This is a genomic window from Nonomuraea sp. KM90 (assembly GCF_052246675.1).
In the GTDB taxonomy this organism is placed as follows: domain Bacteria; phylum Actinomycetota; class Actinomycetes; order Streptosporangiales; family Streptosporangiaceae; genus Nonomuraea.
On record NZ_JBQQCB010000068.1, the window covers coordinates 44543 to 58700 of the forward strand.

The 14158-nt window shown below is 70.9% G+C and carries 9 protein-coding genes; 7 read left to right on the forward strand and 2 right to left on the reverse strand.

The genetic code is table 11. From position 1 onward, the window contains the following. Positions 1 to 238 precede the first annotated feature (238 nt). From ACTWPW_RS41390 to ACTWPW_RS41400, 3 genes are all read left to right on the forward strand, one after another. A complete protein-coding gene (locus ACTWPW_RS41390) occupies positions 239 to 2347 on the forward strand; it encodes an alpha-1,4-glucan--maltose-1-phosphate maltosyltransferase (protein ID WP_375111466.1) in 2109 nt (702 codons plus the stop codon). A gap of 71 nt (positions 2348 to 2418) precedes the next feature. Further along, positions 2419 to 4119: a maltose alpha-D-glucosyltransferase gene (gene treS, locus ACTWPW_RS41395; protein WP_375111467.1), complete on the forward strand. Its 1701-nt coding sequence runs from the start codon at positions 2419 to 2421 to the stop codon at positions 4117 to 4119. A 3-nt stretch (positions 4120 to 4122) separates the two neighbouring features. Beyond that, on the forward strand, positions 4123 to 5454 hold the full coding sequence (locus ACTWPW_RS41400; RefSeq protein WP_375111468.1) for a maltokinase N-terminal cap-like domain-containing protein: 1332 nt from the start codon (positions 4123 to 4125) through the stop codon (positions 5452 to 5454). Between the two features lie 27 nt (positions 5455 to 5481). On the opposite strand, the gene ACTWPW_RS41405 is transcribed toward ACTWPW_RS41400, so the two are convergent. Next, a complete protein-coding gene (locus ACTWPW_RS41405; protein WP_443171884.1) occupies positions 5482 to 6348 on the reverse strand; it encodes an NAD(P)-dependent oxidoreductase in 867 nt (288 codons plus the stop codon). A gap of 77 nt (positions 6349 to 6425) precedes the next feature. Here ACTWPW_RS41405 and ACTWPW_RS41410 point away from each other — a divergent pair, with 77 nt between their 5' ends. Beyond that, complete coding sequence (locus ACTWPW_RS41410) at positions 6426 to 9581, forward strand: BTAD domain-containing putative transcriptional regulator (RefSeq protein WP_443171885.1); 3156 nt, start codon at positions 6426 to 6428, stop codon at positions 9579 to 9581. Here ACTWPW_RS41410 and ACTWPW_RS41415 read toward each other — a convergent pair. Then, the gene (locus tag ACTWPW_RS41415; protein WP_375111471.1) at positions 9566 to 9868 is read right to left on the reverse strand and encodes a DUF4328 domain-containing protein; all 303 of its coding nucleotides are present in this window, start codon (positions 9866 to 9868) and stop codon (positions 9566 to 9568) included. The two genes, ACTWPW_RS41410 and ACTWPW_RS41415, sit on opposite strands and share 16 nt — an antisense overlap. Between ACTWPW_RS41415 and ACTWPW_RS41420 the strand changes: the two genes are divergently transcribed. The 3 genes from ACTWPW_RS41420 to ACTWPW_RS41430 all read left to right on the forward strand — a co-directional run. Continuing rightward, positions 9858 to 10139 (forward strand): hypothetical protein, encoded by a 282-nt coding sequence (locus ACTWPW_RS41420; protein ID WP_443171886.1) that lies wholly within the window; start codon positions 9858 to 9860, stop codon positions 10137 to 10139. The two genes, ACTWPW_RS41415 and ACTWPW_RS41420, sit on opposite strands and share 11 nt — an antisense overlap. Before the next feature lie 68 nt (positions 10140 to 10207). After that, a complete protein-coding gene (glgB, locus tag ACTWPW_RS41425) occupies positions 10208 to 12370 on the forward strand; it encodes a 1,4-alpha-glucan branching protein GlgB (protein WP_375111473.1) in 2163 nt (720 codons plus the stop codon). Positions 12371 to 12469: 99 nt separating this feature from the next. After that, on the forward strand, positions 12470 to 14158 hold a 1689-nt coding region (locus ACTWPW_RS41430; RefSeq protein WP_443171887.1), incomplete at its 3' end, for a S8 family serine peptidase.

Genomic DNA, 14158 nt, shown 5'->3' on the forward strand with positions numbered 1-14158 from the left:
GCACCCTACGGGCTAGGAGGGACCTCTGAGTCCTTCACCCCCACGAAGCCCCTTCAAACCCCTTCCGGGAACAAGCATGAAGAGGGACTATTGGGGCAACTTTCCTCATTGTTGGGCTCTCCCGCAGACACTCTCGGGAGGTCTATCCGCTGCTGTCCACAATTTACATGCAAGGATCGTTCCTGCCAGGGAAAGCCTCCGGCGGCACCGGGAGTGCCGCCGCAAACCCTTGAATGCGATGATCGGACGAATTCCCATCACGGACATCTCCCCCGTCGTCGACTGCGGGCAGTGGCCCGCCAAGGCGGTCGCCGGCGAGACCTTCCAGGTCTCGGCGACCGTCTTCAGAGAGGGCCACGACGCCGTGGCCGCGGGCGTGGTGCTCACCGCGCCCGACGGGCAGCGCGGGCGCCTGAGACCGATGCGCGAGCTCGCCCCCGGCACTGACCGCTGGGGCGTGGACGTGTGCCTGCCGGCCGAAGGTGACTGGCTGTTCCGAGTGGAGGCATGGAGCGACCCGATCAGCACGTGGCTGCACGACGCCGAGATCAAGATCCCGCGCGGCATGGACGTCGATCTCATGTGCGAGGAGGGCGCCCGGCTGTTCGAGCGCGCGGCCAAGGCCGTGCGCCCGGCGGACTGCCCGAACGGCCAGCCCGCGAAGAACGGCGCGAAAACCGGCGCCAAGAACGGCAGGTCCAAGCAGAACGGCACCGGCAACGGCAACGGCGACAGCGCCTGCGGCCACCGGGCGGCGCTGCTGTCGATCTCGGCCACGCTGCGTGACGAGGACCTGGACCCGCGGGCCCGGCTGTCGATCGCCCAGCTTCCCGAGACCGCCGCGCTGCTGGACTCCCATCCGTTCCGCGAGCTGGTGACCAGGTCCAAGTCGCACAAGGTCAGGGTGGACCGGCGCCGGGCGCTGTACGGCTCCTGGTACGAGTTCTTCCCGAGGTCCGAAGGCGCGATCGTCAACGAGCTGGGCATCTCCAAGTCCGGAAATTTCCAGACTGCTGCCAAGCGGCTGCCCGCCATCGCCAAGATGGGCTTCGACGTCGTCTACCTGCCACCGATCCATCCGATCGGCACCACCTACCGCAAGGGGCGCAACAACACGCTCAGCCCCGAGCCCGACGAGCCCGGCTCGCCGTGGGCCATCGGCTCGGAGGACGGCGGCCACGACGCCGTGCACCCCGATCTGGGCACCCTGGACGACTTCGACGTGTTCGTCGAGCGGACCAAAGCGCTGGGGATGGAGATCGCGCTCGACTTCGCCCTGCAGTGCTCTCCCGACCACCCGTGGGTGAAGGAACACCCCGAGTGGTTCACGATCAGGGCCGACGGGTCGATCGCGTACGCCGAGAACCCGCCCAAGAAATACCAGGACATCTACCCGATCAACTTCGACCGGGATCCCGAGGGGATCTACATCGAGGTCAGGCGGGTGCTGCGGCACTGGATGGACCACGGGGTGCGCATCTTCCGGGTGGACAACCCGCACACCAAGCCGGTGGCGTTCTGGGAGCGGCTGCTGGCCGACATCCACCGGACCGACCCCGACGTGATCTTCCTGTCGGAGGCGTTCACCAGGCCGGCGATGATGCGCACGCTGGCCAAGACCGGCTTCCATCAGTCATACACGTACTACACCTGGAAGAACTCCAAAGGTGATGTGGAGACCTACCTCACGGAGCTCTCCCAGGAGACTTCCTGTTACCTGCGACCGAACCTGTTCGTGAACACGCCCGACATCCTGCACGAGTACCTGCAGCACGGCGGCGTGCCGGCGTTCAAGATCAGGGCGGTCCTGGCCGCGCTCGCCTCGCCGACCTGGGGCGTCTACTCCGGCTACGAGCTCGGAGAGAACGTGCCAGTACGCCCCGGCAGTGAGGAATACCTAGATAGTGAGAAATATCAGTACAAACCTCGCGATTGGGTTACGGCCGAACGTGAAGGAAGGAGCCTGGCTCCCTTCCTCACCCACCTGAATTTGTTCCGAAGAGCGCATCCTGCGCTGCAGGAATTGCGTAATCTACGGTTCCACAGGGTCGACCAACCGGACATCGTTTGCTTCTCGAAACGGCTCCCGGGCGCCTATGACCCGGCCACACGAAGGCACGGACTGGGCGACGTCGTTCTGGCGGTCATCAACCTGGATCCACACCACACCCACGAGGCGACTGTTGATCTGGACCTGCCTGCAATCGGTCTCGACTGGACCGCGGAGTTCGTCGTGGACGACGAATTGTCAGGCGAATCGTACCGCTGGAGGCAGAGCAACTATGTACGCCTCGACCCCCACATCCAGCCTGCCCACATTCTCACCGTACGAGCCGCGCCACGGTAGAACTGAATTCAGCGGGGAGTCTTCAACGTGTGTGAAAGCGCCTCCCTCATGAGCCCCCAGCGGGGCGGCTCATGAGCTCCACACCCATTCCCAACACCTTTGACGAGGAAAAGCCGCGCGATCCCTACTGGTACAAGCGGGCGGTTTTCTACGAGGTCCTGATCAGGGGATTCGCCGACTCCAACGGCGACGGGACCGGCGACATCAGAGGTCTCATCAGCAAGCTCGACTACCTGCAATGGCTGGGCGTCGACTGCCTCTGGCTGCTGCCGCTGTACGAGTCGCCACTGCGTGACGGCGGCTACGACATCGCGGACTTCATGAAGATCCTGCCCGAGTTCGGGGATCTCGGAGACTTCGTGAAACTCGTGGACGAGGCACACAAACGGGGCATGCGCGTCATCGCCGACCTGGTCATGAACCACACCAGCGACGCCCACCCCTGGTTCCAGGCGTCCCGGCACGACCCCGAGGGGCCGTTCGGCGACTTCTACGTCTGGTCGTCCACGGATGAGAAGTACCAGGACGCCCGGATCATCTTCATCGACACGGAAACGTCCAACTGGACCTACGACCCCGTGCGCGGCCAGTACTACTGGCACCGTTTCTTCCACCACCAGCCGGACCTCAACTACGAGAACCCGGCGGTGCAGGAGGCCATGCTCGAGGTCCTGCGATTCTGGCTGGACCTGGGCATCGACGGGTTCCGGCTGGACGCGGTGCCCTACCTCTTCGAGGAAGAGGGCACCAACTGCGAGAACCTGCCGAGGACGCACGAATACCTGAAGCGGATCCGGACCGAGGTGGACCGGCTGTTCCCCGACCGCGTGCTGCTGGCCGAGGCGAACCAGTGGCCGTCCGACGTGGTGGAGTATTTCGGCGACCCGGTCGGCGGTGGGGACGAATGCCATATGGCCTTCCATTTCCCACTGATGCCCCGCATCTTCATGGCCGTCCGCAGGGAATCGCGCTACCCCATTTCCGAAATTTTGGCGCAAACGCCGAAAATTCCGGAGCATTGCCAATGGGGCATCTTCCTCCGCAACCACGACGAGCTCACGCTCGAGATGGTCACGGACGAAGAGCGCGACTACATGTACACCGAGTACGCCAAGGACCCCCGCATGCGGGCGAACGTCGGCATCCGCCGCCGCCTGGCGCCCCTGCTCGAGAACGACCGCAACCAGATCGAGCTGTTCACCGCCCTGCTCCTGTCGCTGCCCGGCTCCCCCGTGCTGTACTACGGCGACGAGATCGGCATGGGCGACAACATCTGGCTCGGCGACCGTGACGGCGTCCGCACGCCCATGCAGTGGGACCCCGACCGCAACGCCGGGTTCTCCGACTGCGACCCCGGCCGGCTCTACCTGCCGGTCATCATGGACCCGATCTACGGCTACCAGGGCATCAACGTCGAGGCCCAGCAGAAGAACGCCGGCTCGCTGCTGCACTGGACCCGGCGCATGATCGAGATCCGCAAGCGGCACCCGGTCTTCGGGCTGGGCGGTTACGCGGAGCTCAACTCCTCCAACCCCAGCGTGCTCGCGTTCGTCAGGGAACTGGGCGACGACCGGATGCTCTGCGTGAACAACCTGTCACGCTTCCCGCAGCCGGTCGAGCTCGACCTGCGCAGATTCGTCGGCGTCTCCCCCGTGGAAACCATGGGAGGCGTACCATTCCCGGCAATTGGCGAACTTCCGTATCTTTTGACGCTTCCCGGGCATGGGTTCTATTGGTTCACACTCCCGCCGGCCATCATCCAGGAGGAGTAGGACGTGCTTGACGAGCTCCTTGCCACGTGGATCGGCCGCCAGCGTTGGTTCGGTGGCAAGGGGCGCCCGATCGACGCTCTGTCGGTCGATTCGGACGTCGAGCTGACGCCCGGTCTCAGACACCTGATCGTCGCCGTCTGGCAGGAGGGCTCGCGTGACCGGTACCAGGTCCTGCTGGGCGAGCGACACGAGATCCCCGACCGGCTGACGCACGCCCTCATCGGCACGGTCGGCGACACCTATCTCTACGACGCCGTCCACGACTCCGACCGCGCGAGCTGGCTCCTGGACGGCATGGCCCACGACGAGACACGCAGCGGCCTGCGCATGCGCCACGTGCCCGGGGTAACCATCGACACCTCCCCGCGCAGCCTGGTGCTCGGCGCGGAGCAGTCCAACACCTCGATCGTGTTCGGGGACGCGTACATCTGCAAGCTCTTCCGCCGGCTCATCCCGGGCGTCAACCCCGAGCTGGAGATCATCACCGCCCTGGCCGCCAGGAACGCGCCGCACATCGCGCAGCCGTACGGGTGGATCGAGACCGACCTCGACGGCACGGACACCACGCTCGCGATCATGCAGGAGTTCCTGACCCCCGCGAACGACGGCTGGGACCTCGCCCTGGCCAGCGTGCGCGATCTGTACGCCTCGCTGCCCGAGCTGCCGGCGTCCGACGCGGGCGGGGACTTCGCGGCCGAGGCGCTGCGGCTGGGCGGCGCCACCGCCCGCGTGCACCACGAGCTGGCCGCCGCCTTCCCCACCGACGTCATCGAGATCCACGAGCTCAAGCGGATGGCCGAGTCCTTCAGGCGGCGGCTGGGCCGGGCCGTGGCGGAGGTGCCCGAGCTACGGCAGCACGTGAACGCCATCGAGGACGCCTACCACCAGGTGGAGCTGCTCACCAACGAGGTGCCCGTGCAAAGGGTTCACGGCGATTACCACCTCGGCCAGGTGATGCGCACGCCGACGGACTGGGTGGTGCTCGACTTCGAGGGCGAGCCGGGGCAGCCGCTGGCCGAGCGGCGGGCGCTGTCGTCGCCGCTGCGGGACGTGGCGGGAATGCTGCGCTCGTTCGACTACGCGGCCAGGCACCTGCTGGCCGGCCACTCCCAGGCCGCGGAGCTGGAGCCCCGGGCGCAGGAGTGGGCCGACCGCAACCGGGCCGCCTTCCTCGACGGGTACACCGAGGGCGGCGGGGTGATCACGCGGGCGGACGCGGCGCTGCTGCGGGCGTTCGAGCTGTCGAAGGCCGTCTACGAGGTCGTCTACGAGGCCCGCAACCGGCCCACCTGGCTCCCGATCCCCCTGGCCGCCTTCCGCCCCCGCCCCGCCTGACCCCCGGCGGCACATCCGCGAGGACGGTCAGAGCAGTTCCTCGACGAGGCCGGACAGGCCCTCGTGGCCGAGACCGCGAGCTGTGCGCTGGTCGACGATGGCCTTCATGGGCAGCAGCAGGTCCGGCTTGACGCCCTGCTCGCGGAACGTGCGGACCAGGTTCTCCAGGCCCGCCCGGTTGACCTCCAGGTTGGAGACCTCCGTGCTGTGGTCACCGGACTCCATCTTCGCGGCCCAGGCCGGCTGCTGGGCGGCCATCGCGTTCAGCCACGGGACCAGCAGCGACTCGACGAACTCCCCGAGCGGGAACTTCGCCGACGTCACCAGGGCCGCCGCCTCCAGGAGGCCGGCGATCTGGCCGTACATGCCGGTCAGCATGGCCAGGTCCAGCAGCGGCGCCATCCCGGGGTCGTCGCCGGTGAAGCGGGGCTCGGCCATGGCGGCCAGCGCGGGCTCGTACCGGTCGAAGGCCCGCTGGGAGCCGCTGTAGAGGATGAGGGCGCCCGGCTGGGCGATCATCGGGGGCACCGCCATGATGCCGCCGTCGAGGTAGTCGCCACCGCGCCCGGCCACCCACGACGCCGTCTCACGGGCCTCGGCGGGCCGGCCGGTGGTGAGGTTCGCGATGACCCGCCCCTCCAGCGACGCCTGCTCCAGCACCCCCTCGACGGACGGGTAGTCGAGCAGGCACACGATGACCAGGGAGCTCGCCTCGACGGCCCGCGCCGGGGTGTCCGCGAGCGTGGCACCCTTGGCGACCAGGGGTTCGGCCTTGGCCGGCGTACGGTTCCACACGGTCACGCGGTGCCCGGCCGCCAGGAGGCTGCCGGCGAGCGCGGAGCCCATGAGCCCGAGGCCGAGAACGGAGATGTTTTCCGGCATTTCAGCGTTCATTGTTGGTGTTCCTTGGTGCAGGAGGATGATGCGTCCACCTTCTCCGTGGGCGGTTATGGTCTGGTTCGGAGTCGGTTATGGGCGGGGATGGGCAGATGCGGTTCGGGGTGCTGGGGCCGATCGCGGTGTGGACGCCCGACGGGCAGCCGGTCCAGGTGATCGAGGTCAAGGTCCGGGCGCTGCTCGCCGGCCTGCTGATCCACGCCGGGCGGCCGGTCTCCGCCGACCGGCTGATCGAGGACCTCTGGGGTCACCGGCCGCCCGCCGACGCGCCCGCCGCGCTGCGGGTGAAGGTGTCGCAACTGCGCAGGGCGCTGGGCGATCGGGAGCTGGTGGCGTACCGGGCGCCCGGGTACGTGCTGCGGGCCGAGCCCGGGTCCGTGGACGCCGGGGTGTTCGAGGCGCTGCTCGGGCGGGCCCAGCGCGCCGACGACCTCCAGGCGCGCGCCTCGCTGCTGCGCGAGGCGCTCGGTCTCTGGCGCGGGAGCGCGTACGCGGAGTTCGCCGACGAGCCGTTCGCGCGGGCGGCGGTGGCCCGGCTGGACGAGCAGCGGCTGATGGCGGTGGAGGAGCTGGCCGAGGCCCGGCTCGGGCTGGGCGAGCACGGGCTGCTCGCGGCCGAGCTGGCGGACCTGGTGGCCGAGCATCCGCTGCGGGAGCGGCTGCGAGGTGTGCACGTACGGGCTCTCTACCGGGCGGGGCGGCAGAGCGAGGCGCTGGCCAGCTACGGGGAGCTGCGGCGGCGGCTGGCGGACGAGCTCGGGCTGGATCCCGGGCCGGAGCTGGCGGCGCTGCACCAGGCGATCCTGGAGCAGGACCCGGCCCTGGACGCGCCGGCGGCTCGGCCCCGTACGAACCTGCCCGCCCCGCTGACACCCCTCGTCGGGCGGGACGAGGCGGTGGCCGAGGTGCGGGCGCTGCTGCGTACCGACCGCCTGGTCACCCTCACGGGCCCCGGCGGCGTGGGCAAGACCCGCCTGGCCCTCGCCGCGGCCTCTGCGCCCCTTGTGACGGAGGGCTTCGAGGGCGGGGTGTGGCTGGTGGAGCTGGCCTCGCTCGGCGCCGGGGCGCAGGCGGTCGAGGTGGCCGAGGCGATCGCGGGCGTGCTGGGCCTGCGTGACGACTCGCCGGGCTGCATCATGGAGCGCCTGCCCAGCGTGCTGCGGGCCAAGCCGACGCTGCTCGTGCTGGACAACTGCGAGCACGTGGTGGAGCAGGTGGCCACGCTGGCCGGTCAGCTCCTGCGGGCCGCCCCCGAGCTGCGTGTCCTGGCCACGAGCCAGGAGTCGCTGCGGATCGAGGGCGAGGCGCTGTGGAGCGTGCCGCCGCTGGGGCGGGAGGCGGCCGTGGAGCTGTTCGCGGCGCGGGCGGGCATCGCGCCCGACGCCGACGTCGAGGAGATCTGCGCGCGGCTGGACGGCATCCCGCTCGCGCTGGAGCTGGCCGCCACGAGGATGCGGGCGCTGACCCCGAGGCAGCTGGCCGAGCGCCTCGACGACCGCTTCCGCCTGCTCGCCTCCGGGCTGCGCGGCGCGCCGGCCCGGCAGCAGACGTTGCGGGCGATGATCGACTGGAGCTGGGAGCTGCTGACGGACGCCGAGCGGGTGGTGCTGCGGCGCCTGGCCGTGCACGCCGACGGCTGCACGCTGGAGGCGGCCGAGGAGGTCTGCGCCGAACCCGGCCTGGACGTGCTCGACCTGCTGGCCCGCCTGGTCGACCGCTCCCTGGTGGTACGCACGCCGGTACGCGCCCCCGCCCCCGGAGGCCGGCCGGCGCCCCGATACCGGCTGCTGGAGTCGGTCGCCGCCTACTGCCAGGAGCGGCTGGCCGAGGCGGGCGAGCTGGCCGGGGTGCGGCTCCGGCACGTCCGCCACTACGCCGGACTGGCCGAGCGGGTGGAGCCCGGCCTCCGCGGGCACGGGCAGCGCGGCGCCCTCGCCCTCCTCGACGCCGAGCACGCCAACCTGCGCACGGCCCTGGAGACGGCCGTGGCCGAGCGGGCGCCGGGCGAGGCGCTCCGGCTGGTCAACGCCATGGCCTGGTACTGGGTGCTGCGCGGCAGGCTGGGCGAGGGCCGCCGCGCGCTGGAGTCCGCCCTGTCCGTCGCCGACGCCTCGACCCCGGGCGCGGCGGAGGCCCAGGTGTGGCTGCACGGGCTCACCCTGCTGGCCGGGCGGCTCGTGGAGCTGGACGGCGGGCTGTTCGAGGCCATCGAGGACCCGCGGACGAGGGCGCGGGCTCGGTGGTTCGCCGGGTTCGCGCTGTTCGGGTACGACGACCTGTCGGCGAGCAGGGACCTGATCTCGACGGCGCTGGCGGAGTTCCGCGCGCTCGGGGACACGTGGGGCACGGCCGCCGCGCTCACCGTGCTGGGCCGGTACGCCGCCATGCGCGGCGACCTGACCACCCTGCGCGAGCACGCCGAGGAGAGCCTGACCCTGTTCGGGCGGATCGGCGACCGGTGGGGCGAGCTGCGGGCGACGGAGAACCTGGGCACGCTGGCCGAGATCACCGGCGACTACGAGCGGGCGGCGGCGCTGCGCACTGAGGTCCTGGGGATGGCCGAGGAGCTGGGCCTGTGGAGCTCGGTCTCCGACGCGCTGTCCCGCCTGGGCCGTATCGCCATGCTGACCGGCGACCACGCGCGGGCCGACGACTACCACGAGCGGGCCAGGCGGCTGGCGGTGGCGCAGTCGAACCGCCCCGCCGAGGAGTTCGCCGAGCTCGGCCTGGCGCTGGGGGCCCGCAGGCAGGGCCGGCTGGACGAGGCGGAGCGGCGGCTGCGGGCCTGGCTGGACTGGGTCAAGGACGTGGCGGGCGACCCGGGCGCGGCACTGATCCTGGCCGAGCTGGGGTTCGTGGCCGAGCTGCGCGGCGACGCCGCGGGCGCGCTGGAGCTGCAGCGCCAGGGGCTGGCGGTGGCCCGCAAGGTGGGCGACCCCCGGGCGACGGCGCTCGCGCTGGAGGGCCTGGCGGGCGCGCTCGCCCTCGACGCGCGGCACGAGGAGGCGGGACGCCTGCTGGGCCGGGCCGCCGCCCTCAGGGAGTCGGCGGGCGCCCCGCTGCCATCGGGCGAGCGGGGCGACGTGGACCGGATCGCGGCGTCGGTGACCCGCGCTCTGGGCGAGGATGCCCTGGCAGCGGCCATGGCCGACGGGGCGGCGCGACCGCTGGAGGACGCCGTGCGGGATGCCGGGCAGCCCTCGCCGAGTACCGGTCAGTACGCCGGGTAGCCGCCCGGGACGCCCGGCACCGGGGCCGGGAGCGAGCGCTGCTGTTCCTGGACGTCGGTGATCCTGCGTACGACGCCGATCGCCAGCACGGCCGCGACCAGCATCAGCGCGATACTCACCACGTCGAACCGCGCGGCCGCCGCCAGGCTGTCCAGCTCCTCGGCGTTGAACAGCAGCCGCCCGGCCACGTTCGACACCGTGCTGCCCACGAGCCAGGCCGCCCACCAGGCGTTGATCAGGCCCGTCGAGCCGCCGGTGCGCGTGGAGGCGGACCAGATGTCGTCCACGATCTGCTTCGCCGGACAGGCCGTAGACGAGGTCGCCGGTGCCGATCTCCGCCTCGGACACGGAGTCGATGTCGGTGATCATGCGGTCGACGAGTCCCGCGTACCGGAGGTCGATCACCGCCGCGACGACGCCGACGGCGGCGGCGGCGCGGGCCTTTCCGGAGGGGGACGCGAGCAGCGAACCAGTATGGCGAGCCAAGAACCCGGAAAGGATCTGTTGGCCACCCCGGCATCTTCTTGTGATAAACCCGGGATTTTGCACATCCGGTGATTGTCGCGGTGAAAGCGGGCAGTGCCTGGGATGGACGCGCATCATAGGGCAGTGTTGGGAGCATGCCGATGAGGACAGAGCTCGACCGCCTTGCGGGCGGGGCACATCACGATCCGCACTCCGTGCTCGGAGCGCACCCCGGCTCCGGCGGGGTGATCTTCCGCACGCTGCGCCCGCTCGCCGAACGGGTGCGGGTGGTGCTGGAGGACGGCTCTGCCCATGACATGAAACACCAGGCACACGGGGTGTTCGAGGTGACGGTTCCGGGCCTGGACAAGGTGCCCGGCTACACGTTGAGCGTCAAATACGCCGGGGCGGACCCGTACGAGGTGCGTGACCCCTACCGGCACTGGCCCACGCTCGGCGAGGTGGACCTGCACCTCATCGGCGAGGGGCGGCACGAGCGGCTGTGGGAGGCGCTCGGCGCGCGCGTGATGGAGCACGAGGACGTCCAGGGCACCGCGTTCGCCGTCTGGGCGCCGAACGCGCGCGGCATCAGGGTCGTCGGCGACTTCAACCACTGGGACGGCACCGCCTACCCGATGCGGTCGCTGGGCCGGTCGGGGGTGTGGGAGCTGTTCGTGCCGGGGCTGGGGGCGGGCCAGCGGTACAAGTACCAGGTGCTGGGCGCCGACGGCGTGTGGCGGGACAAGGCCGACCCGATGGCGCGGCGGACCGAGGTGCCGCCGATGACGGCCTCGGTGATCGACAAGTCCGACTACAGCTGGCAGGACGACGCCTGGATGGTCGAGCGGCGCGAGCAGCAGCCGCAGACCGGGCCGATGAGCGTCTACGAGGTGCACCTGGGCTCCTGGCGGCCGGGGCTGTCGTACGTGGAGCTGGCCGACGAGCTGTCCGAGTACGTCGCGGACATGGGCTTCACCCACGTCGAGCTGCTGCCGGTGGCCGAGCACCCGTTCGGCGGGTCGTGGGGCTACCAGGTGACGTCCTACTACGCGCCGACGGCGAGGTTCGGCACGCCCGACGAGTTCCGCCACTTCGTGGACCGCCTGCACCAGCGCGGCATCGGCGTGCTGCTGGACTGGGTGCCGGCCCACTTCCCGATGGACGACTGGGCGCTGGCCCGCTTCGACGGCACCCCGCTCTACGAGCACGCCGACCCGGCCAGGGGCGAGCACCCGGACTGGGGGACGTACGTCTTCGACTTCGGCCGCAGGGAGGTGCGGAACTTCCTGGTCGCCAACGCGCTGTTCTGGCTGAAGGAGTTCCACATCGACGGGCTGCGGGTGGACGCGGTGGCCTCGATGCTCTACCTGGACTACTCGCGGCGCGAGGGCGAGTGGACGCCCAACGTCTACGGCGGCAGGGAGAACCTCGACGCGGTCGAGTTCCTCAAGGAGATGAACTCGGTCTGCTACCGCGAGGCGCCCGGCATCATCACCGTGGCCGAGGAGTCGACCGCCTGGCCCGGGGTGTCGCGGCCGGTGCACCTCGGCGGGCTGGGGTTCGGCTTCAAGTGGAACATGGGCTGGATGCACGACACGCTCGAATACCTGCGCCACGAGCCGGTCTTCCGCCAGTACCACCACCATCAGCTGACGTTCTCGCTGCTGTACGCCTACTCCGAGAACTACGTGCTGCCGCTGTCCCACGACGAGGTCGTGCACGGCAAGGGGTCGCTGCTGGGCAAGATGCCGGGCGACGAATGGCAGCGGTTCGCGCAGTTGCGGGCGCTGCTGGCGTTCATGTGGGCGCATCCGGGCAAGCAGCTGCTGTTCATGGGCGGCGAGTTCGGCCAGGGCTCGGAGTGGTCGGAGGAGCGCGGGCTGGACTGGTGGGTGCTGGAGTTCGACGGGCACCAGGGCGTGCAGCGGCTGGTACGCGACCTGAACCGGATCTACCGCGAGACGCCCGCCCTGTGGGACCAGGACGCCCGGCCCGAGGGGTTCCGGTGGATCGACGCCGACGACGCCTCGGGGAACACGTTCTCCTTCGTCCGCTACGCGAACGACGGGTCCGCGGTGGCGTGCGTGGTCAACTTCAGCGGCGGGCCGCACGAGAACTACCGGCTCGGGCTGCCCTACGCGGGCCAGTGGACGGAGACCGTCAACACCGACGCCTACGACTACTGGGGCAGCGGCGTGGGCAACATGGGGGCGGTCGTGGCCGGGGACGAGCCGTGGCACGGGCTCCCGTACTCGACGACGCTGCGGGTGCCGCCGCTCGGCGCGGTGTGGCTCACACATGAGGGGAGCACGCTGAACGTTTGAGGTGCGTCCCCTGAAAGTTCGGTGAGAAACCGGCCCAGGGGCCTGTGCGCGTCGGGCAAATCACCCTAAACTCCGAGATCATCCCCCCTCGGAGGACGCGTGCGATTCCGCCCCTTGATCGTGAGCTCGATCGCGATGGCTCTGCTGCCGCTCTCGGCTCCGGCCTACGCAGACGACCCGACGCCCAGCCCCACCCCGGGCATCACCCAGACGCCGGTCGAGCAGCCTCCGGCCGAGGAGCCCGCCCCCGAGGAGGCCGCTGCCGAGCAGGCCCCGGCCGAGGAGACGGAGACACCGGCCGGGCCCGCTCAGGGCAAGGTGGAGGAGGGCTTAGGCGTCGACGGCGGCACCGAGCGGGCCATCGTCGAGCTGACCGACCCGGTCGAGAACGCCCCCGTGGCGAGCCAGGCGGCGGCCGAGAGCGTGGAAGTGGTGCTGCAGCCGCAGAGCCAGTCGTTCATGGTCGTGGAGGGCACGGCCGAGGAGCTGGCCAAGCTCGCCGAGGACCCCCGGGTCTCCTCCATCCGCCGCGACCGCACGTTCACCCCGACGCAGGTCGCCCCGAACCTCACCCTGATCGGCGCCGACCAGGTGCACGCCAAGAACATCACCGGCACCGGCCAGGCCGTGGCCGTGCTCGACACCGGCATCGACGTGGACCACCCGTGGTTCCAGGGCCGGATCCTGGCCCAGGCGTGCTTCTCCGCCGTGGAGGACGCCGGCGTCGAGTCGCTCTGCCCGAACGGCCTGCCGCAGCAGACCGACGGCAACGCGGCGGACGCGACCACGGCGAAGTGCCTGGCCGACGGCGTGAACCTGTGCGACCACGGCTCCCACGTCGCGGGCATCGCGGCCGGCACCGGAGGCGTGGCGCCGGGCGCGGGCATCGTCGCGGTGCAGGTGTTCAGCCGGGTCAACGACGAGGACCTCTGCGGCGCGTCGGCGTGCCTGCTGGCGTACGAGTCGTCGCTGCTGCAGGCCATGGAGTACGTGACCACCCTGAACCAGCCGGTCGCGGCGGTGAACCTGAGCCTGGGCGGCGACCTGTCCGAGACCGACTGCGACGCCACCGCGGAGGGCGCGACCTTCAAGACGAAGATCGACGCGCTGCTGGCCAAGGGCGTCGCGACCGTGGTGGCCGCCGGGAACGAGTTCTTCGAAGGGACGTCGTACCCGGCCTGCGTCTCCACGGCGGTGACCGTCGGGGCGAACGACAACTCCGACGGCATCGCGGACTTCTCCAACCGGGGCGCGCTGCTCGACCTGTTCGCGCCGGGTGTGGACGTCGAGTCCTCGGTGCCGGACAACTCCACGACCGTCTACAGCGGCACCTCGATGGCGACCCCGCACGTGGCCGGCGCGCTGGCGCTGATGAAGTCGGCCTCGCCGCAGGCGCCGATCACGGAGCTGATCGACAAGCTGAAGACCTCCGGCCGGCCGTACGTGTACGACGCCAACGGCGCCCAGGTCACCACGCCGCGCCTGGACCTGGCGGCGGCCCTGGCCGGGGCGGGCACGCAGCCGCCCATCACGCAGACCCCGTCGCCCCTGCCGCCGGACGACCCCACGGACGGCACCGACCCCGCCCCCGGCGACCCCGGCGACCCGACGGACCCGGACCCCCAGCCCGAGCCCGAGCCCACGAGACCCAATACCATCTGGGGGGGGGGGGGGGGGGGGGGGGGGGGGGGGGGGGGGGGGGGGGGGGGGGGGGGGGGGGGGGGGGGGGGGGGGGGGGGGGGGGGGGGGGGGGGGGGGGGGGGGGGGGGGGGGGGGGGGGGGGGGGGG

Coding starts and splice junctions, on each gene's coding strand:
- ACTWPW_RS41405 (WP_443171884.1), bottom strand. CDS start 6,348: ATGAACGCTGAAATGCCGGAAAACATCTCCGTTCTCGGCCTCGGGCTC.
- glgB (WP_375111473.1), top strand. CDS start 10,208: ATGAGGACAGAGCTCGACCGCCTTGCGGGCGGGGCACATCACGATCCG.
- ACTWPW_RS41410 (WP_443171885.1), top strand. CDS start 6,426: ATGGGCGGGGATGGGCAGATGCGGTTCGGGGTGCTGGGGCCGATCGCG.
- treS (WP_375111467.1), top strand. CDS start 2,419: ATGAGCTCCACACCCATTCCCAACACCTTTGACGAGGAAAAGCCGCGC.
- ACTWPW_RS41420 (WP_443171886.1), top strand. CDS start 9,858: ATGTCGTCCACGATCTGCTTCGCCGGACAGGCCGTAGACGAGGTCGCC.
- ACTWPW_RS41390 (WP_375111466.1), top strand. CDS start 239: ATGATCGGACGAATTCCCATCACGGACATCTCCCCCGTCGTCGACTGC.